Annotated in this window: 20 protein-coding genes; 7 read left to right on the top strand and 13 right to left on the bottom strand. The window is 74.7% G+C overall.

Going from position 1 to position 23313, the window contains the following annotated elements; all coding sequences use genetic code 11:
• Window positions 1-60: 60 nt before the first annotated feature.
• The 4 genes from LPT13_RS08550 to LPT13_RS08535 form a co-directional block, all read right to left on the bottom strand.
• The gene (locus LPT13_RS08550; RefSeq protein WP_242165626.1) at window positions 61-918 is read right to left on the bottom strand and encodes a spermidine synthase; all 858 of its coding nucleotides are present in this window, start codon (window positions 916-918) and stop codon (window positions 61-63) included.
• Window positions 919-956: 38 nt separating this feature from the next.
• Window positions 957-3248, bottom strand: coding sequence for an elongator complex protein 3 (locus LPT13_RS08545; RefSeq protein WP_430622577.1), 2292 nt, complete (start codon window positions 3246-3248; stop codon window positions 957-959).
• A gap of 204 nt (window positions 3249-3452) precedes the next feature.
• Entirely contained in the window at window positions 3453-3863 is a 411-nt protein-coding gene (locus LPT13_RS08540) for a pyridoxamine 5'-phosphate oxidase family protein (RefSeq protein WP_242165621.1), read from the bottom strand.
• Between the two features lie 99 nt (window positions 3864-3962).
• The gene (locus LPT13_RS08535; RefSeq protein ID WP_242165619.1) at window positions 3963-4253 is read right to left on the bottom strand and encodes a hypothetical protein; all 291 of its coding nucleotides are present in this window, start codon (window positions 4251-4253) and stop codon (window positions 3963-3965) included.
• A 182-nt stretch (window positions 4254-4435) separates the two neighbouring features.
• Here LPT13_RS08535 and LPT13_RS08530 point away from each other — a divergent pair, with 182 nt between their 5' ends.
• The 5 genes from LPT13_RS08530 (at window position 4436) to LPT13_RS08510 (ending at window position 9194) form a co-directional block, all read left to right on the top strand.
• A complete protein-coding gene (locus LPT13_RS08530; RefSeq protein WP_242165616.1) occupies window positions 4436-4819 on the top strand; it encodes a winged helix-turn-helix transcriptional regulator in 384 nt (127 codons plus the stop codon).
• A gap of 386 nt (window positions 4820-5205) precedes the next feature.
• Window positions 5206-5856 (top strand): molecular chaperone TorD family protein, encoded by a 651-nt coding sequence (locus LPT13_RS08525; RefSeq protein WP_242165614.1) that lies wholly within the window; start codon window positions 5206-5208, stop codon window positions 5854-5856.
• A gap of 161 nt (window positions 5857-6017) precedes the next feature.
• Window positions 6018-6971: a methyltransferase domain-containing protein gene (locus tag LPT13_RS08520; RefSeq protein ID WP_242165612.1), complete on the top strand. Its 954-nt coding sequence runs from the start codon at window positions 6018-6020 to the stop codon at window positions 6969-6971.
• 392 nt (window positions 6972-7363) lie between these two features.
• Window positions 7364-7825, top strand: a complete 462-nt coding sequence (locus LPT13_RS08515; RefSeq protein ID WP_242165610.1) for a PaaI family thioesterase — start codon at window positions 7364-7366, stop codon at window positions 7823-7825.
• A gap of 115 nt (window positions 7826-7940) precedes the next feature.
• Window positions 7941-9194: an acetate/propionate family kinase gene (locus LPT13_RS08510; RefSeq protein WP_242165608.1), complete on the top strand. Its 1254-nt coding sequence runs from the start codon at window positions 7941-7943 to the stop codon at window positions 9192-9194.
• Between the two features lie 80 nt (window positions 9195-9274).
• On the opposite strand, the gene ettA is transcribed toward LPT13_RS08510, so the two are convergent.
• The 4 genes from ettA to LPT13_RS08490 all read right to left on the bottom strand — a co-directional run bounded on the left by ettA (window position 9275) and on the right by LPT13_RS08490 (window position 16740).
• Window positions 9275-10954: an energy-dependent translational throttle protein EttA gene (ettA, locus tag LPT13_RS08505; RefSeq protein WP_242165606.1), complete on the bottom strand. Its 1680-nt coding sequence runs from the start codon at window positions 10952-10954 to the stop codon at window positions 9275-9277.
• A gap of 415 nt (window positions 10955-11369) precedes the next feature.
• Entirely contained in the window at window positions 11370-12944 is a 1575-nt protein-coding gene (locus LPT13_RS08500) for a galactose-1-phosphate uridylyltransferase (protein WP_242165604.1), read from the bottom strand.
• A 71-nt stretch (window positions 12945-13015) separates the two neighbouring features.
• The gene (locus LPT13_RS08495) at window positions 13016-14362 is read right to left on the bottom strand and encodes a galactokinase (RefSeq protein WP_242165602.1); all 1347 of its coding nucleotides are present in this window, start codon (window positions 14360-14362) and stop codon (window positions 13016-13018) included.
• Window positions 14359-16740: a glycoside hydrolase family 2 protein gene (locus LPT13_RS08490; protein WP_242165600.1), complete on the bottom strand. Its 2382-nt coding sequence runs from the start codon at window positions 16738-16740 to the stop codon at window positions 14359-14361. The genes LPT13_RS08495 and LPT13_RS08490 overlap by 4 nt, the downstream gene beginning before the upstream one ends.
• 262 nt (window positions 16741-17002) lie before the next feature.
• On the opposite strand from LPT13_RS08490, the gene LPT13_RS08485 reads away from it, so the two are divergent.
• Window positions 17003-17776 carry an SDR family NAD(P)-dependent oxidoreductase gene (locus tag LPT13_RS08485; RefSeq protein WP_242165598.1) on the top strand — a complete coding sequence of 258 codons (774 nt, stop codon included), beginning with the start codon at window positions 17003-17005 and terminating at the stop codon, window positions 17774-17776.
• A gap of 117 nt (window positions 17777-17893) precedes the next feature.
• On the opposite strand, the gene LPT13_RS08480 is transcribed toward LPT13_RS08485, so the two are convergent.
• Window positions 17894-19183 carry a radical SAM protein gene (locus LPT13_RS08480; protein ID WP_242165596.1) on the bottom strand — a complete coding sequence of 430 codons (1290 nt, stop codon included), beginning with the start codon at window positions 19181-19183 and terminating at the stop codon, window positions 17894-17896.
• Between the two features lie 287 nt (window positions 19184-19470).
• On the opposite strand from LPT13_RS08480, the gene LPT13_RS08475 reads away from it, so the two are divergent.
• Window positions 19471-19989, top strand: a complete 519-nt coding sequence (locus LPT13_RS08475) for a nitroreductase family protein (RefSeq protein WP_242165593.1) — start codon at window positions 19471-19473, stop codon at window positions 19987-19989.
• A 2-nt stretch (window positions 19990-19991) separates the two neighbouring features.
• On the opposite strand, the gene LPT13_RS08470 is transcribed toward LPT13_RS08475, so the two are convergent.
• The 4 genes from LPT13_RS08470 to LPT13_RS08455 form a co-directional block, all read right to left on the bottom strand.
• Window positions 19992-21452 carry an SLC13 family permease gene (locus LPT13_RS08470; protein ID WP_242165591.1) on the bottom strand — a complete coding sequence of 487 codons (1461 nt, stop codon included), beginning with the start codon at window positions 21450-21452 and terminating at the stop codon, window positions 19992-19994.
• A gap of 35 nt (window positions 21453-21487) precedes the next feature.
• Window positions 21488-22042 carry a DJ-1 family glyoxalase III gene (locus LPT13_RS08465; RefSeq protein WP_242165589.1) on the bottom strand — a complete coding sequence of 185 codons (555 nt, stop codon included), beginning with the start codon at window positions 22040-22042 and terminating at the stop codon, window positions 21488-21490.
• A 505-nt stretch (window positions 22043-22547) separates the two neighbouring features.
• Window positions 22548-22994, bottom strand: a complete 447-nt coding sequence (gene dtd, locus LPT13_RS08460; protein ID WP_242165587.1) for a D-aminoacyl-tRNA deacylase — start codon at window positions 22992-22994, stop codon at window positions 22548-22550.
• Window positions 22991-23263: a TfoX/Sxy family protein gene (locus LPT13_RS08455; protein WP_242165585.1), complete on the bottom strand. Its 273-nt coding sequence runs from the start codon at window positions 23261-23263 to the stop codon at window positions 22991-22993. Before LPT13_RS08455 ends, dtd begins: the two co-directional genes overlap by 4 nt.
• Window positions 23264-23313: the final 50 nt, after the last annotated feature.

Raw genomic sequence — 23313 nt, 5'->3', positions numbered from 1 at the left:
GCGGCGCGGACGCAGCCTCGGGAAACGCGCCTTTTTGGCTAGAATTCCCGTTTTTCCGTGCTAGGCGGGCGGCAGGGGCAGGGCGCCGGGCAGGTCGACGGCGACGTCGGCGGCGGCCAGCAGGTAGTTGTCCTGGGCGGCGAAGCCCTCGTCGGCGCAGGGGATGACCGCCACGTGGGCGAAGGCGGCCTCGAGCGCGCGACCGGCGGCAAGGAGGGCGGCGGCGCCCTCGGGCGCGTCGGGGACGACGACGTTGGCCAGGTAGACGCCGCCGGGCGCCAGGGCGGCGCGCACGAGGGCGAGGGCGTCCGGGGCGAGCAGCCCCTCGTCGGGGTCGGCCCCGCAAAAGACGTCGGCCATGATGACGTCATAGGGCCCGGCGGCGGGCACGGCGGGGGCCGGGTCGGCGGCGCCGTCGGCCGGCATCGCGACGGGGCCCGGATCGGCGGGCGCGGCGGAACCCGGATCGGCGGCGCCGGCGGAGTCGGCGGGCGCGACCGGCATCGCGGCGGGGCCCGGATCGACCGCGGCGGCCGCGCGCAGGCAGTCCCGGGCGTCGGCGACGATGACGCGCAGGCCGGGGTGGACGCGCTCGGCGTCGGCCAGGAAGAAGCGCTCGCGGGCCAGCGCGACGACGGCGGGGTCGACCTCCGCCACATCGAGCGCCAGCCCCGGGTGGAGCGCCAGCAGGTGGCGCGGGCCGGCGAAGGCGCCCCCGCCCAGCATGAGGGCGCGACGCGCGGGCACGCCGGCGGCGAAGGCCGCGTCGAAGGCGCGCAGGTAGGCGAAGGGGGCCTCGGGGCGGCCGTCCGCGTAGGCGGCCGACTGGAAGGCGCCGCCCACCTCCAGCACGCGGATGGCCTCGCCGTCGGGGCCGGCCGTCTCGTAGACGCGGGCCGGGCCGAACATCGTCGGCACCACCCTCGCGCGGTCGTGCGCGCGACACCACGGCCACCTCATCGCGCGCCTCTCGCCCCAGGCGCGGCCACCGCGTGACCGCCCGGCGCTCCCGCCGACGGCACGGCGCCGCGCCCGGCACAACCGCCTGTCGCTCCCGCCGCCCGCATGTCGGCGTCCCCGGCGCAGCCGTCCACCGTGGGTTGCGGCTGCGCGGCGGCCGGGCGATCGGGCGCGCCCTCCCCCGCGGCGGCCAGGTCGCGGCGCTGGTAGAGGCCCGCGTCGCGAAAGCCCAGGCCGCGGTAGTAGGCGCGCGTGCCCACGGCGCTGATGACGAGGACGGCGCGGCAGCCGGCCTCCGCGGCCAGGACGCAGGCCTCCTCGACGAGGCGCCGGCCGAGCCCGCGGTGCTGCACGCCCGCCGCCACCCGCGCGATGGGCGACGTGCGCCCGTAGACGTGCAGCTCGCGGATCATGGCCTCGCCCGGGCCGACGGGCACGCCCGGGTGCGCCGCGAGCGCCTCGGGCCGGGGCAGCGACAGCCGCAGGAAGCCGGCGATGCGGCCCTCCGGCGTCACCCACTGGAGGAAGCGCTCGTCGCTCGCGGCCGTCGCGTACGCGATGACTTCCAGGCGCAGGGCGGCCTCGTCCACCTCGTCGCCGGCTATCTCGCGGCTGCGGATCTCGCGTACGAGGGGCGCGTCCGCCGCGGCTCGCCCGCGCGCCGCCGCGGCGCCCGCCTGCGCGCCGGCGGGTCGGCCGCAGACGCCCCCGCCTCCCGCGCCCGCCTGCGCGCCGGCGGGGCGATCGGAGGCGCCCCCGCCTTCCGCGGCGGCATCGCCCGGCCGCCCCGCGGCCTCCTCGGCGATGCGGCGCTCGACCAGCTGGCGCAGGTTCGTCTTGCGGTTGCCGGCCACGATGTCGTGCGACGAGATGTCGCGGATCATGCGCGAGACGCGCGTCCACGGCGGCGTGGCGCGCAGGTCGGCGGCGAGGAGCCGCACCAGCACGTCCTCGTCGTAGGGCGCCCACTCCCCCGCCGCGTGCAGGGCCGCGAGCGGCGTGCCGGCCGTGAGCACGCAGGGGTAGAGCTTGACCTCGTCGGGCAGGAAGCGCGGGTCGGAGACGAGGCGGCGGTAGTCGCCGGCGTCGGCCGCGGGCGTGGCGCCGGGCAGGTTGGCCATGAAGTGGGCGTGCACCTTGAAGCCGAACAGGCGCAGCAGGGCGAAGGCGCGGGCGACGGCATCGACCGTCGAGGCGTCGCCGCGGCCGCTGGCGGCCAGGACGGCCGGGTCGAGCGACTGGACGCCCACCTGCGCCTTCGTGCAGCCGAGGCGGCGCAGGTCGGCCAGCGCCGGCGCGTCCACCAGCTCGGGGCGCGTCTCGACGACGAGGCCGACGCAGCGGCACGCGGCCTGCTCGTTGGCGCGCTGGGCGGCCTCCACGTCATCCCACGTGGCCGCCTGGAACGCGGCGGCGCGCGCCCACCGCGCGGCGAGCTCGCCCGCGGACGGCGCGCCCGCGCCCGCATCCGCTCGCGGCGCGTCCACCGCGGAGCAGGCGCCGGCCGTCGCCCCACCCGGCGCGCCGTCCGCATCGCCCGGCGCGCCCGCGCCCGCCCCGTAGAGCGCGCGGACGGCCTGGTTGTAGGACAGGCGCCCCTCGGCGACGGCACGCTGGGCGCCGGCCGCGGCTGCGGCGCAGGCGTCGCGCTCGGCGGGGATCCCCAGCTCCTCGTAGCGGGCGCGCCGCTCGGCGGCCCGCGCGTCAGCGGCCGGCCCCACGCCGTCGTCGAGCGCGCGGAAGAGCTCGGCCGCGAACCAGAGGCGGTAGCCCTCGGGGTAGTCCGACCACGTGCCGCCCAGCACGATGAGCTCCACCTTGTCCGTGGGGTGCCCCATCTGCGCCAGCGTGCGCAGCCGCGCATGGACCTGCAGGTAGGGGTCGAAGAAGGCGCGCTCGGCCCGCTGGCAGGCGGGCTCGTCGGCCAGATAGCTCTTGGGCATGCGCACGTCGTTGGGGCAGTAGAGGCACCTGCCGGCGCAGGGCCACGGCTTGGTGATGACCGTCACGGTGGCCACGCCCGACGCCGTGCGCCGCGGCTTCATCCGCAGAAGCGCGAGCAGGCGCTCCTCGAGCGCCGCATCCACGTCCCAGGCGCGCCAGCGGTCGGGCTCCTCGTCGCGCACCCGCAGGTAGAACGGCAGCAGCGCCTTCTTCACGTAGCGCCGCCCGGGGCCGCCCGCGCGCCGGTTGTGCTCGTCGAGCAGCCGCGCCAGCCCGCGCCCGTCGAGCGCCGGGGCCTCCCCCGCCGCCTCGGCCCGCAGCCGCGCCAGTATGTCGGCGATCACCTCTTCCATGGCACGGGATTGTACCGGAAGACGCCCTCCGCCGGGCCGCGGGGCACCGGGGCCGCGCGCCCGCCGCGTCACACGCGCGCCCGCGCCGCGCGCCGGCCGCCCGCGCGCCTCCCGCGGCCGCCCGCACACCCGCTCCGCGCGCCGCGCGCCGGCCGCCCGCGCCCCCGATCGCCCGCGCGCCGCCGCGGCCCCGCGCTAGGCGATGCGCTCGCCGGCCTGGTCGCCGGGCGTGAGCGAGTAGACCTCCTCGACGTGCAGCCAGCACACGCCCTTCGAGTAGAAGTCGTAGCCCATCGAGCTCAGGATGGCGTGCACCTGCGCGGCGATGGCCTCGTAGCGCTCGCCCTCGTCCTCGTAGGTGACGGTGCCCTTCACCTGGTAGCCGTGCTCGTCGTCCCACACCGACACGGCCATGCGCGGGTTCTCGCGCAGGTTGGCCAGGGTCTTGCGCAGGTACTGGTCGGATACCATCACCGTCTCGTCGTCGTAGGCCTGCTTCATCGACGAGCACACCACGTTGGGCACGCCGTCGGCCGAGCAGGTGGCGACGGCGGCCGCGTAGGCGTTGTTGATGAGGTCCATGCAGTCCTGGGGCATCTTCGCCATGGCTTTCCTCCTCCCGCGCCGCGCGCGGCGGCGCCTCATGGGGAAGGGGCCGCGCCGACGCCGGCGCGGCCCCGCATCCCGCCCATTCTACCGCGGCCGCTAGGCCACCGCGTAGATGCGGACGTCGGGGTCGGCGGCCCAGGTGGGAGCGAGCGCCGGCGCCACCTTCTGGGTGAACAGCTCGCTTTGGAGGTAGGCGGCGGCGTGCTCAACGCTGTCGAAGCCGTGGATGACCTGCACGTCCTCGTCGCGGACGAGCAGCTCCTTGGTGAGCGCGCCCTCGATGTCGTCGAGGAACGGCTGGCGGTAGGCGGCGTACACCTCGGCCGCCGCCGGGCGGTTCTCCGGGTCGATGGTCATAATCGCCTCCAGGTAGGCCTTGACTTCCATGGTGGTTCCCTTCTCTCGCGGCGCCGCGGCGCCTCGTTGGCTGACGCCGCCCACTCTAGGCGCGCTGCGCGGGGAAATCGAGATAGCGGGCAAAACATGAGTCACTCATTTTCCCCCTAGTAACTGGCATTCGGCGGGGCGCGGCCCCATACTGCCAGCAGAGGACGAGACGAGGAGGAGCGATGCCGCACAAGCGCAAGCTGGAGAAGGACATCCGCTGCCCGCTGGAATACGGGCTGGACGTGTTCGGCGGGAGATGGAAGTCGCGCATCATCTGCGTGCTGGCGGCCAAGGGGACGCTGCGCTACAGCGAGCTGCGCGACCAGCTGGCCAACATATCCGACGCCGTGCTGTCGAGCGAGGTGAAGGACCTCATCGGCAGCGGCACGCTGGCGCGGCGCAGCTACGACGAGGTGCCGCCGCGCGTGGAGTACTCGCTGACCGAGAAGGGGGCGTCGGCGGTGCCGCTGCTCCAGGGCATCTGCCAGTGGGCGGGGCTGTTCACCCGCGAGGTGTCCGAGGACGCGCCGGCCCACTGCCGCCACTGCGACTTCCACCGGCGATAGGACGCGCGGGGCGCGGGGCGCCGGAGGCGCGGCGCGAGCGCGCGGGGCGCCGGGGGCGCGGGCGTGCGGAACACCGGGGGCAGGGCGCGCAAGGCGGTTTTCGGCGAGATTCACCCGTATCATGTGACACGGGGCGACGCGAGGACGGGCATAATGGCGCCCGGCGCGTCGCCTGGCGGCCGCCCTCCGACGGAAGGGGCCCCGCTGCCCGAGGACGAACGGGCCGCGGGGCGCTCTGCGCCCGTGCATGGAGGACGCAGGCGCAGACGGCCTGCGGCGCGCCCCCTCCCGCCGGGGGCAGGTGTCTCCTTTCGCCTGCCCCTCCCTCTTCCTCCTTTCCTCCGCCTTTCCGTCCCTCCCTCCTCCCGCCCCGAAAGGAACCCGCCATGGCCGCCGTCCCGCTGCCCGACGACCTGCGCTCCGCCGTCTCCTTCGCCGGCGAGGCCCTGGGGGTGCTCTTCAGCGAGAGCCCCCTCACGGGCGGCGCCGTGGCGACGCTCGCGGCGCTGGAGGCGTTCGGGGCCGAGGGCTCCCGCCCGTGGCCCCTGGCCGACCCCGCGCGGGCGCGCGAGGCGCTCGCCCTGATGGCGGCGGAGACCGGCGGGGTCGGCGGGGACGACGGCACCGGCCTGGACGGGGCGGCGCGCGAGTACCGCCGCCTGCTCACGGGTGCCGGCCCGCGGGCCGTGCCGCCCTGGGGCTCGGCCTACGCCGGGAACGGGGACGGCGGGGGCGCCCTGGCGCTGCGCCGGTGGATGGGTGAGCGCGGCCTGCGGTCCCGCGGCGCCTACGGCGAGTCCGAGGACCACATCGGGGCGATGCTGCTGCTCATGGCGTGGATCGCCCGCCACCGCCCCGGGATGCTGCCCGACTACCTGGGCCTGCACCTGCTCCCTTGGGCGCCGCGCTTCCTGGACGAGCTGGCCGCCGAGGCGCGCCACCCCCTCTACGTGGGGCTCGCCCGCCTCACCGCCGCCACCCTCGAGGGCCTGCGCCGCCGGCTGGCGCCGACGCTGCCGCCGCGGCTTTCCGAGTAGGCGTGCGGGGGCGCGGACGGGCGCGTGGGGCGCGCAGACGGCAGATGGCGCGGAAGACGGGGCGGCGGGTCCCCGCGTCCCGCAGCGCGGGGGCGGGCGGGGGCGCGCCGCGTGACGTGGGCCGGCGGCGAGCACGCGGGCCGACGCGGTACAATGACGCCATGGATGACGTCACCGCCCGCATGCTCTGCGACCTGAACACGCGCTTCTACCGCGCGCAGGCCGCGTCGTTCTCGGCCACGCGCCAGGTGCCGTGGGAGGGCTGGCGCCGCTGCCTCGCCGTGGCGTTGGAGGCGCTGGCCGCCGCGCCGGACGGCGGGTGCGCGACGGGCGGCGCGCGCAGCGGGGGCGCGACGGGCGCGGGCGCCCCGGACGGCACGCGCGGCAGGCGCGCCTGCGAGCCGTCAGCGCCGGCGGCGCGGGGCGGCGGGCGCGGGGCGGATGCGGGCGGCGCGCGCAGCGGGCGCACCCGCACGCCGGCGGCGCTCTCGGTGCTGGACGTGGCCTGCGGCAACCTGCGCTTCGAGCGCTTCCTCGGCGAGGCGCTGCCCGGCGCCGCGCTGCGCGTGGACGCCGTCGACAACTGCGCGCCCCTCGCCGCCGAAGCGGCCGCGCCGGACGGCGTGCGCTTCCGCAACCAGGACGTGGCGTCCGCACTGCTGGCCGGCGGCGACGTCCTGGCGGCCCTCGCGTCCGCGCCCTGCGACCTGGCCGTCAGCTTCGGGTTCCTCCACCACATCCCCGGGTTCGAGGCACGTGCCGGCCTGCTCGCGGCCCTGCTCGGCGCCGTGCGCCCCGGCGGCGTGGCGGCCGTGTCGCTGTGGCGCTTCCTCGACGACGGGCGCCTGGCGCGCAAGGCCGCGGCCGACCACGCCCGCGCGCTGGCCGAGCTGGGGATCGACGCCGCCGCGCTCGACGCGGGCGACCGCATCCTCGGCTGGCAGGGCGCGCCGAGCGCCTGGCGCTACTGCCACCACTTCGACGAGGCCGAGGTCGATGCCCTGGCGGCGGCCGCGCTGGCCGCGCGCCCCGGCTCCCGCGAGCTGGCGCGCCTCGACGCCGACGGCGCCTCAGGCCGCCTCAACCGCTACCTCATCCTCCAGGCCCCGGCCTAGCGCCCCCGCGACGCCCCTTGGCCAGCGATCCCCTCCCCCGCGCACATTTTTTCAACTTTGTCGCTAGAAAAGACGCGCCTCCGCCCCTTTACGCCGCAAAAAGGGAGCCCTCGGAAGCGAAAACGGGCGTTTCCCCTGGAAAAATCGCAGTTCCGCGCCCGGCAGTAGCGACAAAGTTGAAAAAATGTGCGCTGCCGCGGCATTCCCTGGCCACGGCAGCACCCCCCGCCCAGAATGCGCGCCTTTCGCGCTCCCCGCGCCGGCCGGGCGGCGGGCGGCCGCGGCGCACCCTACGGTTCGGATGAGGCCGCCCGCTCGCCGGGCGCGCGGGCGGCGCGCACCGCTATACTGGGCCCGACCGCGCGGAAGAACCCGAGACGAAAGGCGCGCCCATGAGAAACGAGGACATCGTCCGCAGCCGAGACGGCCTGGTGGGCCTCCTCGACATCCGCATCGCCGAGGCCACGCCCGAGCGCTGCGAGGCCGTCATGCCCATCACCGACGCCATCCGGCAGCCCTTCGGCTTCGTGCACGGCGGCGCCACCCTCGCCCTGCTCGAGACGGCAGCCAGCCGCGCCGCCGAGCTGCGCGCCGACCTGGATGCCGAGCGCCCCTTCGGCACGCGCATGGACGTGCGCCACCTCAAGCCCGGGCGCGCGGGCAGCGTCCGCGGCGTGGCCGAGCTCGACCGCGTCGAGGGCGTCAAGCAGATCTGGCGCGTCACCGCCTACGACGACGCGGGCGACGTCATGTCCACGGGCACCTTCGAGACGCGCATCGTCACCCTGGAGTACCTGGCCCAGAAGGACGCGGCCCGCGCCGCCCAGGCGGCCGCCGCGCGCGCGGACGCGTAGGCCGCCCGAGCCCGTCGCACCTCGCGCCCCGGCGCCACGCCCCACCGCCCGCGCCCCGCGCCGGCATCCCGCCGCCGCGCGCCGCGCTCCCCCACCCCACCCGAAAGGAACGCCGATGAAGGTCCTCACGCTCAACGCCGGCAGCTCGTCGCTCAAGTACCAGCTCATCGACCTGGCCGACGGCACCGTGCTCATCCGCGGCCTGTGCGAGCGCGTAGGCGGCCCCGACGCCGTCCACAAGTTCGACCGCGGCCTGGGCGAGCTCAAGCGCGCCGAGCCCATGCGCGACCACCACGACGCCCTGCAGCTCGTGCTCGCCGTGCTCACCGAGGCCGAGCGCGGCCCCATCCGCGACCTGGCCGACATCGACGCCATCGGCCACCGCATCGTGTCGGGCGGCGAGTTCTTCAGCGAGTCCACCCTCATCGACGACGACGTGCTCGACAAGATCGCCGTCTGCTCGGAGCTCGCGCCGCTGCACAACCCACCGGCGCTCCACGTCATCCGCGCCTGCCGCGAGCTCATGCCCGGCATCCCGGAGGTAGCCGTCTTCGACACCGCCTTCTTCCAGACACTGCCGCCGCGCGCCTACGTCTACCCCCTGCCCTACGAGTACTACACCGACTACCAGATCCGCAAGTACGGCGCCCACGGCACGTCGCACCGCTACGTCGCGCGCCACGCCGCCAAGATGATCGGCGCCGACGTGTACGACCTGCGGCTCATCACGTGCCACCTGGGCAACGGCGCCTCCATCGCGGCCGTCGACCACGGCGTAGCCGTTGACACCACCATGGGCCTCACGCCACTCGACGGGCTCATGATGGGCACGCGCTGCGGCACCATCGACCCGGCCGTGGTCACCCACATCCAGACGCGGCTCGGCTACACGCCCGAGCAGATGAACGAGATCATGAACAAGCGCAGCGGCCTTCTGGGCGTGTCCGGCGTGTCGAGCGACCTGCGCGCGGTGGAGGAGGCGGCGCTGGCGGGCAACGAGCGCGCGGTGCTGGCGCTCGAGCTGTACGCGTACTTCATCAAGCGCTACATCGGGCAGTACTTCGCCGTGCTCGGCGGCGCCGACGCCATCGTGTTCACGGCCGGCGTGGGCGAGAACTCCGAGTACATGCGCGAGAAGTGCCTGGCCGGGCTGGAGCCGCTGGGGATCGTGCTCGACGCGCGCAGAAACCGCCTGCGCACCGGCGAGCGCATCATATCCGAGGACCGCTCGCGCGTGAAGATCATGGTGATCCCCACCAACGAGGAGCTGATGATCGCCCGCGACGTCGAGAAGATCGTCGACGAGCTGCGCCTGGCCGAGGTCCTCGCCGCCGGCGCCGACGACGAGGTGGAGCAGACGCTGGTGTAGCGCGGCTGCAATCGAGAAGGGGGCCTCCCATGCGGGAGGCCCCCTTCTCGTCTCGCGGCGCCAGCCGCCCCCCCGCGGCGCTAGTCGCGGGTCAGCTTGCGGTGGAGGCGGTGCGGCTTGGCGGCCTCCTTGCCGAGGCGCGCCTCGCGGTCGGCCTGGTAGCTCTCGAAGTTGCCCTCGAAGAAGTGCCAGCGGCCGGGGTTGTCGTCGTCGCCCTCCCACGCCAGGATGTGCGTGGCGATGCGGTCGAGGAACATACGGTCGTGGCTCACGACCACCGAGCAGCCGGGGAAGTCGAGCAGCGCCGCCTCCAGACTGGACAGCGTCTCGACGTCCAGGTCGTTGGTGGGCTCGTCGAGCAGCAGGAGGTTGCCGCCCTCCTTCAGCGTGAGCGCCAGGTTCAGGCGGTTGCGCTCGCCGCCCGACAGCACGCCCGCGGGCTTCTGCTGGTCGGCGCCCTTGAAGCCGAAGGCCGCCACGTAGGCGCGGGAGGGGATCTCCTGCTCGCCCACCATCATGTAGTCGGTGCCGCCGGAGACGACCTCCCACAGGCGCGTGTCCGGGTCGATGCCGGCGCGGTTCTGGTCGACGTAGGATATCTTCACCGTCTCGCCCAGCTCGAGCGTGCCGCCGTCGAGCGGCTCCAGGCCGACGATGGCCTTGAACAGGGTGGTCTTGCCCACGCCGTTGGGGCCGATCACGCCCACGATGCCGTTGCGCGGCAGCTCGAAGGACAGATCGTCGATGAGCACGCGGCCATCGAACTCTTTATGCAGGTGCTCGGCCACGAGCACCTTGGCGCCCAGGCGCGGCCCGACGGGGATGGTGATGTCGGCGAAGTCGAGCTTCTTCGCGGCGCTGGCCTCGGCCACCATCTGCTCGTAGCGCTCGAGGCGCGCCTTCGACTTGGCCTGGCGCGCCTTCGGGCTGGAGCGCACCCACTCGAGCTCCTTCTCCATGCGCTTGGCCAGCTTCGCCTGGGCCTGGCCCTGGGCGGCGATGCGCGCGGCCTTCGTCTCCAGGTAGGTGGAGTAGTTGCCCTTGTAGGGGAACAGCTGCCCGCGGTCGACCTCGCAGATCCACTCGGCCACGTTGTCGAGGAAGTAGCGGTCGTGGGTGACGGCCAGCACCGCGCCCGGGTAGCCCTTCAGGAACTGCTCGAGCCACAGCACCGACTCGGCGTCGAGGTGGTTGGTGGGCTCGTCGAGCAACAGCAGGTCGGGCGCCTCCAGAAGCAGGCGGCACAGCGCCACCCGGCGCCGCTCGCCGCCGGAGAGGATGGACACCGGCGCGTCGGGGTCGGGGCACTGCAGCGCGTCCATGGCCTGGGAGAGCTGCGAGTCGATGTCCCAGCCGTTGGCGGCGTCGATCTCGTCCTGCAGCCTGCCCATCTCGTCCATGAGCTTGTCGAAGTCGGCGTCGGGCTCGGCCATCTCGTTGCCGATCTCGTTGAAGCGCGCGACCTTGGCGAGCACGTCGCCGAACGCCTGGCGGATGTTCTCGATGACCGTGGCGTCCTCGTCGAGCGCCGGCTCCTGCATGAGGATGCCCACCGAGTAGCCGGGCGTCAGCCGCGCGTCGCCGTTGGACACCTCCTCGAGGCCGGCCATGACCTTGAGCAGCGTCGACTTGCCCATGCCGTTGGGGCCCACGACGCCGATCTTCGCGCCGGGGTAGAACGACAGCGTCACGTCATCGAGGATGACCTTGTCGCCCACGGCCTTGCGCGCCTTGTGCATTTGGTAGATGAACTCTGCCACGGTGCTTGCTCTCGCTTTCCTGATGGGGGTACGAACCTGCGTATTGTCGCATGGGCGCGGGGAGTTTGCCAGCCGCCGGCCGCGCCGCGCACGGGAAGAGCAGGAAAACGCGCTACGGGCGGGCCGGGCGGGCGCCGAGGGCGGCGAGGAGGCGGGCACGGGCCGCGCGGCCGACGGCGTCGGGCAGGGCGGCGGGCGCGCCAGGCGGGCGAAGCGCCCTGCTGGACGCGGAAAGGCGGTTTCATATCCATTTCGTCGAGTTTCCCGAGGCTTGACGGGGGCGCGGCGGGCGCGTCGGCGACGTTTGCCCAGGTCGCGAAAAACGGCGGACGCCCCGACGGGCGATTTCGGGCGATTCGGGGCCGCCGAGCCTCGGGAAACTCGCGAAAATGGATATGAAACCGGAAATGGCGTGCTACGGGCGGGCCGGACGGGCGCCGAGGGCGGCGAGGAGGCGGGCACGGGCCGCGCGGCCGGCGGCGTCGGGCTTGAAGACGGCGGTGGCCTGGAGCACCTGGTGGAAGACCTGGGCGACCTCGTCGCGCAGGACGGGGGCGAGGAGGTCGGCGGCGGGCGCGTCCGACGCAGCGGCCTCGGCAGGCGCGGAGGCTGCGACGCCGGTCGACGCAGAGGCGCCCGGAGCGACGGCCTCGGCGCGCAGGTCGGCGCGGCGGCGGGCGAGGACGTCGGCGGCCCAGGGGGCGTGGGGTGCGGCAAGCGGGTCGGCGGCGAGGCGCGCCCGCAGGGCGTCCGGCGCCTCCCCCGCCGCCGCGGCGTCCCAGAGCGCGCGCTGGACGACGGGCAGCTCGCGCGCCAGGCGGCCCGGCAGGATGGCACGCCCCATGACCTCGATGAGGCCGATGTTCTCCTTCTTTATATGGAAGAGCGACTCGTCGGGGTGGAACAGGCCGAAGGGGCGCCCGGGCGTCGCGCGGTTGTTGCGCAGCACCAGGTCGAGGACGTAGATCGGCGCGTCGACGGCGTCGGCGGCGGCATCGGCGGCTCCGGAGGCGCCGGGCTCCGCGGGAAAGCCGGCGCCGGCCCAGCCCGCGCTCGGGGCGAGGCGGCGCAGGATGGGGCTCACGGCGTTGTGGGGCGCGTCGGTGCGGGCGAGGATGCCGGCGGCCTCGTCGTCGAAGCGCTCCCAGGCGGCCATCACCCGGGCCGCGGCAGCCAGCAGCGGCGCGCGATCGGACGCGGCCAGGCGCAGCACGCTCGCCGGCCAGCGGACGACGCCGGCCCGGACGCCCGGCAGGCCGTCGAGCGCGAGCTCCTGCTCAACCGGCGCCTTCATCAGGGGAAACACATGACGGCCGCCCTGGTAGTGGTCGTGGCAGAGGATGGAGCCGCCCACCACGGGCAGCCCCGCGTTCGACCCGACGAAGTAGAACGGGAAGCGGTCGGCGAAGTCGAGCAGGCGCGCGACGGCCGCCGCGTCCACCCGCATGGTACGGTGCTCGGCCGCCAGCACGATGCAGTGCTCGGGGAAGTAGGCGTAGGGCGAGAACTGGAGGCCCCAGGGCTCGCCGCCCAGCTCGACCGGCACGATGCGCAGCCCCGGCTTGGCGGGGTGCGCAGAACTGCCCGGCCAGCCCTCGTTCTCCCAGCACAGGTCGCAGCGCGGCTCGCGCGCGGCGGGCGCGGGGCCGGGGGCGGCCGCGCGCTCGGCCTCGTAGGCGGCGGCGATGGCGCGGGGATCCTTCTCGGGCTTGGCGCGGTTGATCGTCAGCTCGAGCATGCCGCAGGGCGCCGCCGACTCCCAGCAGACGTTGCGGGCGACGGCCTCCTCCCGGATATAGCCGCAGGCGCGCTCGGCCTCGTAGAGCCAGCGGACGGCCGCCTCGGCGCCCTCTGCGGCCTCGAGGGCCGCGAACCGGGCGCGCACCCGCGCCGGCGGCGGGATGGCGGCGTCGTCCGCGACGCGCCCGCCCGCGGACGCCGGCGCGCCCGCGGCGGACTCGGCGGGCCCGGCCGCGCTCGCGGGCACCACGCGCGACGCCGACGCGTCCGGCGCGTCCGCGGCTCGCCCGGCGGGGCCCCGCCCCCTCGCGGCCCGCTCCATCAGAGCTCGCGCGCCCAGACGCCGGGGGCGCCGGCCTCCACCACCGAGCAGGCCGCGTAGCCGAGCATCTCGTCGATGGCGGCCGTGAAGCCGTCCAGCTCGCCTGTGGGCACGAAGGCCAGCACGCTGCCGCCGAAGCCGCCGCCGTGGATGCGCCACGCGCCGCGCTCGCCGAGCAGGTGCGAGCACAGCCCCAGGATGGCCATGGCCGGCTGGTGGGCGCGGCCGCCCTCGCCGTGGCTCGAGACGCTCTGCAGGAACTGGGCCGACGACGCGCCGGACACGCGCGCCGCGGCGAGGAACGCGCGGAAGTCGCCCAGGTCCAGGGCGAGGCGCTGGTCGGCCACGCGCGCCACCTCGTCGTAGTAGTGCAGCGCGCGCAGGGCCCGCAGGTCCCCCAGCTCGTGGCGCACCTGGCGCAGGCTGGCGAAGAAGCGCTCGGGCGGCACGTCGCCCAGGCGCGCGGCGCCCAGCAGGTTGGCCACGGCGCGCATGTCGGCGGGGATGGCGCAGAACTCGTCGGTGTGGAACGAGTGGTCGTGGCGGCTGTCCACCAGCACGAGCGCGTAGCCGTGGGCGGCCGCGTCGAAGGGGACGGGGCTCACCTGGGGCCGCTCGCCGGCGAAGTCGAGCAGCAGCACGCCGCCGCAGGCGCTCGCCAGCTGATCCTGGGCGCCGCTTCCCTTGCCGAAGTAGGCGCCCTCGGCGCGGCAGCCGGCCAGGGCGAGGGCCACCGGGTCGGCCGGCACCGCGGAGGCGCCGCCTGCGCCCAGGAGGGCCTCGATGGCGGCGCCGACCATCATCTCGAAGGCGGCCGAGGAGGAGAGCCCGGCGCCGGCGGGCACGTTGGCGGCCGTGGCCAGGTCGAAGCCGCGCACGTGGCCGCCGGCGGCGGCGAAGGCGGCGGCCATGCCACGCACGAGGGCGGCCGAGGTGCCGCGCTCCGCGGGGCGCGGGGCGTCCCAGGAGGGGTCGGACAGGTCAATGGCGGCCTCGCCGAAGCCCTCCATGGACACGCGGATGACGTCGAGGCCGTTGCGCGCGCCGAGGCCCCACAGGCGCTCGTCGATGGCGGCGGATATGACCTGGCCGCCCTGGTGGTCGACGTGGTTGCCGGCCAGCTCCAGGCGCCCCGGGGCCGAGGCCAGCACCCGCGGGCCGTGGGAGGCGCGCCGGGCGAAGGCGGCGTCGCGCGGGACGGCGTCGGGGCGCGCCGAGCCGAGCGCGCCGCCGAAGGCCGCCGCGAAGCGCTCCTCCAGGCGCGCCTGCATCGCCGCCACCACGACGTCCGACGCCTCGGCGCGCGCGTTGGCGGCCGGCTCCCACTCCCAGGGCTCGCTCATCATGGCCTCTGCTCCCTTCCCCGCGGCACCCGCACCTCGGGCTCGCGCAGCGAATCGATCGTCTCGCGGATCCAGTCCGCCCGCTCCCGCGCCCACGACCGCGTCGCCTCGGCGCGGGCCGTCCACGCATCCCCCGCGCGGGAGCGCGCCGCCGCGGCACGAGGAGCCCACGTACCCGCGACGCGAGAGCCCGCCGCCGCCAGGCTTGCCGCGAGGCGCGGCGCGGACGCCGGGGCATCCGGGTCGTCCGCGGGCGCGGGGGCGGGCGCGTCGCCCTCGGCAGCGTCCCCCACCGCGGCGGGCGCATCCGGTGCGGGCGCCTCGCGGCGAGCATGGGCCGGCGCTGCGTGGGCGCGCTCGCCATCGGCGGGCACATCCGCGAGCGCGGGCGTGCCCACGGCATCCCCGGGTTCAGCGTCCCCCACCGCGGCGGGCGCGGACGCTCCCGCCCCGTCGCCGCCCGCGTCCGCCGCCGCGCGGGCGCGCGCCTCCCGGTCGGCCAGCGCCAGCTTGTTCACGCGCCTATCATAGGTGAGGATGCCGTTGGCCTCCTCCTCCACGTCCGACAGCTGCGTGTACACCCAGCCGGCCAGCCCCCGCGCCTCCAGCGCGTCGGCCGCGGCCAGCACATCGCGCACGCCAGCGGCCCACGCCGTGGCGCCGTCGAAGGTATCATAGCCGTAGATTCCCTGGTAGGCCACATGATCTTGCACCCCGAGGGCAAGGCCGCCGAACTCCGATATCACGAAGGCGCGGCCCCCGCGAGCCGCCGCGGCGCCCACTAGGCGCGCCGGGTCGTCCGGGTACACCGCCAGCGGGCGGAAGTAGTCGTGCACGCTCAGGAAGTCGCCGCAGTGCTGGTCGTACCAGCCGCTCACGGCGTCCACCGGGCGCGTCGGGTCGAGCGCGCGCACCTCGGCCGTCGCCACGGCGGCGTCGAACTGCCCCCAGCCCTCGTTGAACAGCACCCAGGTCACCACGCAGGGGTGGTCGGCCAGGTAGGCCACCGTCTCGCGGCACGCCGCGCGCCACTGGTCGCGGTAGGCCTCGTCCCCCGCCGAGAGCCGCTGGCGGTGGCGCGGCGTGTCGTCGGCGTAGGATCCCCATGACCGGCGCAGCAGCGTCGGCTTGTAGCTGGTCTCCCACGCATTGAGCGGCCCGCCGCCGCTCACCATGTCCTGCCACACGAGCATGCCCAGGCGGTCGCAGTGGTAGTACCAGCGGTCGGCCTCCACCTTCAGGTGCTTGCGCAGCAGGTTGAACCCGGCGTCGCGCATGGCTTGCACGTCGAAGGCCAGCGCCTCGTCCGACGGGGCCGTCATCAGGCCGTCGGGCCAGTAGCCCTGGTCGAGCACGCCGCGCAGGAACAGCGGCTCGCCGTTGAGCAGGAAGCGGAAGGCCCCCTGGTCGTCGCGGGCCACCTCCACGGTGCGGAAGGCGGCGTAGCTGTGCACCACGTCATGGCCGTAGCGCAGGGTCACGCCGTAGAGGTACGGGTCACCCGGGCTCCAGAGCCGCAGGTCGGGAATGGGAAGTTGCACCTCGGGGGCAATGCCCTCGGCTTCCACGCGCACCGTCTCGCGCGCGACGAGCGTCCCGTCCGCCGCGGCCACGTCCACGTGGAGGAGCCGGCCCGCGCCGTGGATGCCCACCGTGAGGTTCAGCATCCCGGCCACCGCGTCGGGCCGCAGCGCGAGCGCCTGCACCCGGCAGGCGGGCACCACCTCCAGCCATACCGGCTGCCAGATGCCGCTCTGGGCGGTGTACCAGATGCCGCCGTGGTCGATGCGCTGCTTGCCGCGCGGCTGCGTGCCCGCCTCGCTCGGATCCCACACGCACAGCTCCACCTCGTTCTCCTCGATGATGCCGTGGGCAGGCAGGTGGTCGGGCCGCTCGTGCAGGAGGTCGGTCACGTCGAAGGAGAACGGCAGGTAGCCGCCCTCGTGGCACCCGGCCAGCTCGCCGTTCACGTAGCAGGCGCAGGCGTAGTCGACGGCCTCGAAGTGCAGCACGCAGCGCGCGCCCTCGTCCAGGGCGGGCGTGGCGAAGGCGCGGCGGTACCACAGCAGATCGTCCGGACGCACCGTGCGGCCCACGCCCGACAGCGGGGCCTCGGGCGAGAACGGCACGAGGATGCGCCCGTCGTAGCGTGCCGGCGGGCGCACCTTCGCCCACGACCGCGCCGCGTCCAACGTGGGCACGATGGCGTACTGCCACCAGCCGTTGAGCAGGCGGAAGTCCTCGCGCGCGAACTGGGGATGGGGATGCTCGGCGCGCACACGGGCGGGGTCGAGCGCCTCGCCCCACGGGGTGGTGAGGGGCGCGGGCTCTCCCACGTCGTGCTTGCGCGGGGCGCTAGCCAGGATGCGTTTGATGTCCATGCGGCGTCGCCTCGACTCTCGTCGCGAATTGTCAGCCGGCCGGTCGGCCGATCGCGAAAAATGATACCGCCCCGCCCCGAGCCGGCCGCAAACGTAACCGTTCCGTGTCCCAGCCCGACCCGATGGCGCCAAGCCGTCACCAGGCGGTCTATGATCGCCAGAAGGGCTTGGCCGCGCGCAACCTGCCGCGTGTCGCCCGCCCCGCGAGCCGCTGCGCGCCGCCGCGCCCGCGCGCACGCCACGCCATCGGGAAGGAGCATGCATGGGAAAGCGCATCGCCGTCATCACGGGGGCCTCGTCGGGCATGGGGCGCGAGTTCGCCCGCCAGATCGACCTGCTCCAGCAGTCCGACGAGCTGTGGCTCATCGCCCGCAACGCCGACGCCCTGGCCGCGGTGGCGGCCTCGCTCACCACGCCGGCGCGCTGCCTGCCCGCCGACCTGACCGACGCCGACGACCGCCGGCGCGTCGCCGCCACGATAGACGCCGAGGCGCCGCTCATCACCTACCTGGTGAACGCGGCCGGCTTCGGCAAGTTCGGCGACTGGCGCGCCATCGACGAGGCCGACGCCGAGGCCATGATCGAGCTCAACTGCCGCGCCCTCGTGGCCATGACCCGCGCCTGCCTGCCGCACATGGCCCGCGGCTCGCGCGTCATCCAGCTGTGCTCGGCCAGCGCCTTCACGCCGCTGCCGCACCTCAACGTCTACGCGTCCACCAAAGCCTTCGTCCTCAGCTACACGCGCGCCCTGCGCTGGGAGCTCCACGGCACCGGCATCACCGCCACCGCCGTGTGCCCCACCTGGGTGAGAACCGGGTTCGAGAAGGTGGCGCGCGACTCGGGCGCCGGCCAGGACGTGCGGCACCTGCTAGGCGCCCAGCAGGCCTCCACGGTCGTCTCCCGCGCGCTGGCCGCCAACCGCGCCCACCTGGCCGTGGCCACGTGCAGCCCCCAGGCCCTCGGCCTGCGCGTGCTGGGCAAGGTGCTCCCCCACTGCGTGACGATGGCCGGCTGGGAGGCGGTGCGCCGCCTCTAGCGCCCGGCCGCCGGGCGGGAGCCGCGCGCGTCGGACATCGCGCCGTCGCACGCGCCCGCGCGCGTTCCGCGCCTCGCGGCCCCACGGCCGCGCGCCCGCCTTCCCCGCCTTCCCGCGTCAGGCCAGCTCCAGGCCCACCTCCATGAGTGCGCTCGTGCCGCCCTCGCCCGGCTCCATCAGGTTGACCGACCGCGCGAGCGTGACCTCCGTCCCCGCGAGCGCCCCCGCCCAGGCCAGCGGGAACAGGAGCGCCTCGTCGTCGGCGTCCTCCAGAAAGTCGCGGCAGCCCGCGGCCGCAAGCGCCGCGCGCGCCGGCGCCCGATCGGCGCCGAACACCTTGCCCGCCTTCAGCATGAAGTCGCCCCCGTCCAGCGAGAAGCAGGGGTGCAGCCCGGCGGCGCGCTCGTTGCGCTGGCGCATCTCGCTGCGGTGCTTGTTCTCCAGCGAGCAGTAGTGCATCCCGAAGGAGAACCCCTGGTCGATCCCGTACTCCATCAGCTCGAGCGCCAGCTCCTCGCTGCCGGCGATGGGCAGGCCGCCCGAGTAGCCGTAGTCGTACATCACCGCAAACGGCGGGTTGCGCACCACCAGCCCGCGGCGCGCGAACTCATCCCAGCCGTGGAAGGGGAAGCAGAACTCCAGCAGGTTGATCCCGCGGATGCCGATGGCGTCGAAGCGGGCCAGGAGCTCGCGCATGCGCGCGCCCGTGCCCGGGACGACGGGCATCTCCACCATCACGTCGGGGATGCGGCGGCGCGCCACCGCCATGGCGGCCAGCACCCGCTCCTGCAAAGGCTCGGGGTCGAAGTCCTTCACCGAGAAGCGGATCTCGCGCAGCCCGACGGCGGCCAGGCGGCGCGCGGCGTCCTCGTCGAGCAGGTCGCCCGAGGTGTAGAGACGCTTGTGGGCGGCGGGGAACAGCTCGCCGGCGCGCTCGAGGAAGCGCACCGCGTCGTCGAGCGCCAGCAGCGGCTCGCCCCCGGTGAGGCCCACGGCCACGATCCCCGGCCGCTCCCGCGCCGCCGTCGCGAGGCCCTCCTCCCACGGGCAGCCCTCGCGGACGAAGCGCTCGTAGTCGGGCTGGTTGTGGTTGAAGCAGAAGTAGCAGTCGCGATGGCAGCGGAAGGTGGTCGAGAACGTCTCGCTGCCCTCGGGCCCCGTGCACGCGACGCACGCCGGCGACAGCCACCCGACGCTCAGGCTGGCGCCGGCGTTGCGCGACGCCACGCCGCGGGCGGCCAGCCGCGCCCGGGCCTCGGCGATGCGCGCCTCCAATGACCCTGGCGCCTCGTCGGCCCCGGCCGCGCCGGGCGCCGCGAAGCGCACCCCCTTCGCCTCGAGCGCCGCGATGTAGCGGTCGCGCACGTCGTCATAGCCGCGCAGCGCGCGGGCCAGTGCCTCGTCCATATGAATCACTCCCCAGTGACCCCGCGCCCTGTCGTCCCGCGCGGGCCTTCGATTAACCCTGGGGGCATTATAGGCGAACCGCCCGCGAAGGGCCGCGTCCTCCTCCGCCGCCCGGGCGGCCGGGGCACGCGCCGGCCGGGACACCGGCGCAAGCCGGACGCCGCGCGACAGACCGACTGCGGGGCGCCCCGCCAACGCCCGTCCCGCCGGGGCGCTGCTCGAACGCCGCGGCAGGACGCGCCGTGCTATGCTGGGGCGACCATCACCCCCGAGGCAGGAGGCACGCCATGCTTTCCAATCCCGTCATCGAGAACATCCTGGCGCGGCGGTCGACGCGGTCGTTCACGGACGAGCCGGTCGGGCGCGAGCAGCTGGAGGCAATCGTCACCTGCGGGCAGTGGGCGCCGTCGGGCATGAACCGCCAGGAGCTCACCTTCACCGTGCTGTCCGCGGGCGATGAGGTGGCGCGCCTGGCCGCCGTCCTCGAGCCCCTGCTCGGTCGCGGCGCCTACGATATGTACGCCGCGCAGGCCGCCGTGCTGGTGGCCGTGCCGCGCGACTACCCCTACGCGCGGCAGGACGACTCGTGCGCGCTCGAGAACATGTTCCTGGCCGCCACGAGCCTGGGCCTGGGCAGCTGCTGGATCAACCAGCTGGAGGGCCTGTGCGACCACCCCGCCGTCCGCGCGCTCCTCGACGGGTACGGCATCCCCGCCGACTACGAGGTCCACGGCATCTGCGCCCTCGGCCACATCGCGAGGGAGACCCCCGCCAAGGAGCGGAAGTCGCGGGTCATCTGGGTGTAGGGTTACCCCAGCGCCAGGGCGGACGCAGCCAGCAGCACAGCCAGGAAGGCGAAGCCCAGCGCGGTGAACCACCCCAGGAAGACGCGGGTGCGGGGCAGGGCCGCCGGGCCGCTGCGGGCGAACAGGGCGCGCACCGACCGGTAGTGGCTGAAGGTGATGAGGCCCGCGAGCGACGCGACGAGTGTCCCCGCGCCGCCGACGTTGACGCCCACGAGCAGCGGCGCCCAGTCGCTGGTGAAGTGCGACAGCAGCACGGCCGCCGGCACGTTGCTGATGACCTGGCTCGCCCCCGCGCTCACCCACAGGCCGCAGCCGGCCATGAGCGGCGCGAGCGCGTCCACCACCGCGGGGATGCGCGCCATGTTGCCCGCGAAGACGAAGAAGCACGTGAAGGTGAGCAGCAGCCCGTAGTCGACCTGGGCGAGCGCCCGGCGGTCGAGCACGGCCAGCACGGCGACGACCGCCGCCACGGCCGCCGGCCACGGCACCAGGCGCAGCACGGAGGCGACCATCAGCGCCAAAAGCCCCAGGCAGACGAGTGCGCGGGCGCGCCGCGAGGGCAGGATCGCCGGCACCGCCTGGCCGCCGGGAGCGGGCGGCGCGGGCCGGGCATCCGCGGTGCGCGCGTCGCCGACGGCCTTCCGAGAGGAGGGTTCGGGCGGCGCGGCGGCGCAGGCGGGTACAGCAGCGCCTTCCGCAGGCCGGGCGGCGCCTGCGGCAGCGGCAGCGCCTTCCGCTTCCGAGACCGTCCCCTCCGCTTCCGCAGCCGTGGCATCGCCTTCCGCGACCGCCCCCTCCGCTTCCGCGACCTCACCCTCCGCAACCGTTCCCTCCTTCCGCGTGGCGGGCACCAGCAGGGCGCAGCAGGCCGCTATCAGCGCGACCGACACGGCGAAGGGCAGCGCCATCGTCGCCAGGAAGTCGCCCAACGGGATGGCGAAGCGCTCGTAGAGGTAGAGGTTCTGCGGGTTGCCGAAGGGCAGGATCATGCCGCCGAGGTTGGCCGCCAGGTTCTGCAGCACGAACGTCACGGGCAGGGCGCGCGCCCAGCCGGCCTCGAGCAGGGTGGCCGCGGCCAGAGGCAGCATCATGAGCAGCGCCATGTCGTTGGTGGCCACCATCGACAGCAGGAGCGTCGCCCCCACCAGCGCGGCGACGGCGCCCCGGCACGTGGCGAAGCGGTCGACCACCTCGCGGGCGGCACGCTCGAAGACGCCCAGGTGGCGCAGGGCGGCCACCACGGCCAGGATGCCGAAGAGGCACCCGAGGGTGCGCAGGTCGAGGTAGCCCAGGTAGGCGCCGTCGGGCGGCACAGCCGCCATGGTGGCGAGGGCCGCCGCGGCCGCCACCAGCAGTACGGCGTGGCGCGCCGCCAGGTAGCGCAGCCGCCGCAGCACGCCCCGCGCGCCCTGCGCGCGCCGCCCGCCCGCCGCAGCGCGCGGCGCGCCCTTCGCGTCCTCCACGCCTTCCCTTCCCTCCGTCGTCTCCCGCGCCGCCGCTAGCGGGCGATCAGCATGTCCGCAGCCACCCCGTCGGCCACGGCGTCGCCGGCGAGGGCGCGCAGGCAGGCCACGCCGAAGTCGAGCGCCGTGCCCGGCCCCGTGGCAGTGACGAGGTTGCCGTCGACGCACACATCGACGCCCTCCTGGTAGGCGCCGGCCGGGAACCCGTCCTGGCAGCCGGGGTAGCACACGGCCCTGCGACACTCGAGCAGGCCCAGGTCGGCCAGGATGGTCGGTCCCGCGCAGATGGAGGCGACCAGGCGGCTATCGGCCATGCGGGCGCGCAGCTCGTCGACCAGCGCGGCACACGCCGCCAGGTTCTCGACGCCCAGCGACCCGCCAGGCACCACCAGAAGGTCGAAGCCGCCCAGGTCTACGTCGCCCTCGAGCGCGTCGGCCCGCACCCCGACGCCCTGGGCGGCCCGCACCTCGAGCTGGCCCATCACCGAGACGAGCGTCACCTCCACGCCGCCGCGCCGCAGCACGTCGGCCGGCCCGACGGCCTCCACGGGCTCGAAGCCCTCGCCCAGCATGATCGCCGCTGTCTTCATCGCTCTTCCTTTCGTCGCCTTGGCACGATCGGCCCCCATGATACCGCGCCGCCTTGCGCCCGCCGGCTGCCATGGCGTCGCCGGCACCGATCCGTACCTTGGAATTCCGGGGCGCTACTGCAAATTCGCTCGGTTCTGCACCCTCGGATGCGGCGCGTACGCCGCATCCGAGGCTCCTCGTCGCGAGCGACCTGGGCTTTCGTCGGCAAGAGTGCGCGAGCCGGCCCGGGATCCCGCAAAGAGGGGTGCAAAACCGCTCGAATTTGCAACCGAACGCTTGATATCCGAGGATGCTCGCGTCGAACACGGCACCCGCGTTCGACGCGGCGCCCTTTTTCGCCAGAAATCAGACTTGTGAACCCGCGCCGCGGCCTCAGGCGCGCCCGCCAGAAGTTAGCCGTGACTTTTTGCAGGGGCAACGCGACGCGGAACATGACGGCGGCGGGCCATCCGCGAAAAACGGGTTCACAAGTCCGATTTTTGGCGGAAATCCCCCGCCGCGCCGCTAGAGCTGGTCGGTGTCCAGCACGATGGTGAAGGGGCCGCGGTTGACCAGGGCCACGTCCATCATAGCGCCGAAGACGCCCGTGCCCACCTGCGCCACGTCTGCGCGCACGAGGCCGGTGAAGTACTCGTAGAGCCGCTCGGCGATGTCGGGCGGCGCGGCCTCGGTGAACGACGGCCGGTTGCCCTTGCGGCAGTTGGCGTACAGCGTGAACTGGCTCACCACCAGCACGCCGCCGCCGATGTCGGCCAGGCTGAGGTTGGTCTTGCCGTCGGCGTCGTCGAACACGCGCAGGCGCGACACCTTGCGCCAGAGGCGGTCGGCCTCGGCCTCGGTGTCGCCGTGCCCGACGCCCAGCAGGATGAGGAACCCGGGCCCGATCTCGCCGGTGACGCGCCCGTCGACGGTCACGCGCGCCTCGCTGACGCACTGGATGACGGCCCTCATCGCGCGTCCTTCGCGGGGCGGTGCGCGGCGACGAAGGCCTTGAGCTCGGCCTTGCGCTCGGGGCTGAGGCGCGCCTTGGGGATGCCGAGGACGGCGCCCTCGAGCGCCTGGAGCTGGTGGAGGCACACGCCGGGATCGACGGCCTGCATGCGCAGCCACGCCTCCTTGGCGCCGATCGCCACCAGCTGATCAGGCGCGTCGATGCCGACGGCGCGCAGCTGATCGGTGGCATGGGGACCGATGTTGGGAAGGTCGGTGAGAGCTGCCATGGGGGGATCCTTTTGCGAGGGGCCGGGATGGCGCCCATTGTCCCCCACCG

The organism is Adlercreutzia faecimuris (assembly GCF_022669055.1).
GTDB lineage: Bacteria > Actinomycetota > Coriobacteriia > Coriobacteriales > Eggerthellaceae > Enterorhabdus > Enterorhabdus faecimuris.
The sequence above is the reverse complement of the archived record's forward strand: the minus strand, read 5'-3'. Positions and strand labels throughout refer to the sequence as shown.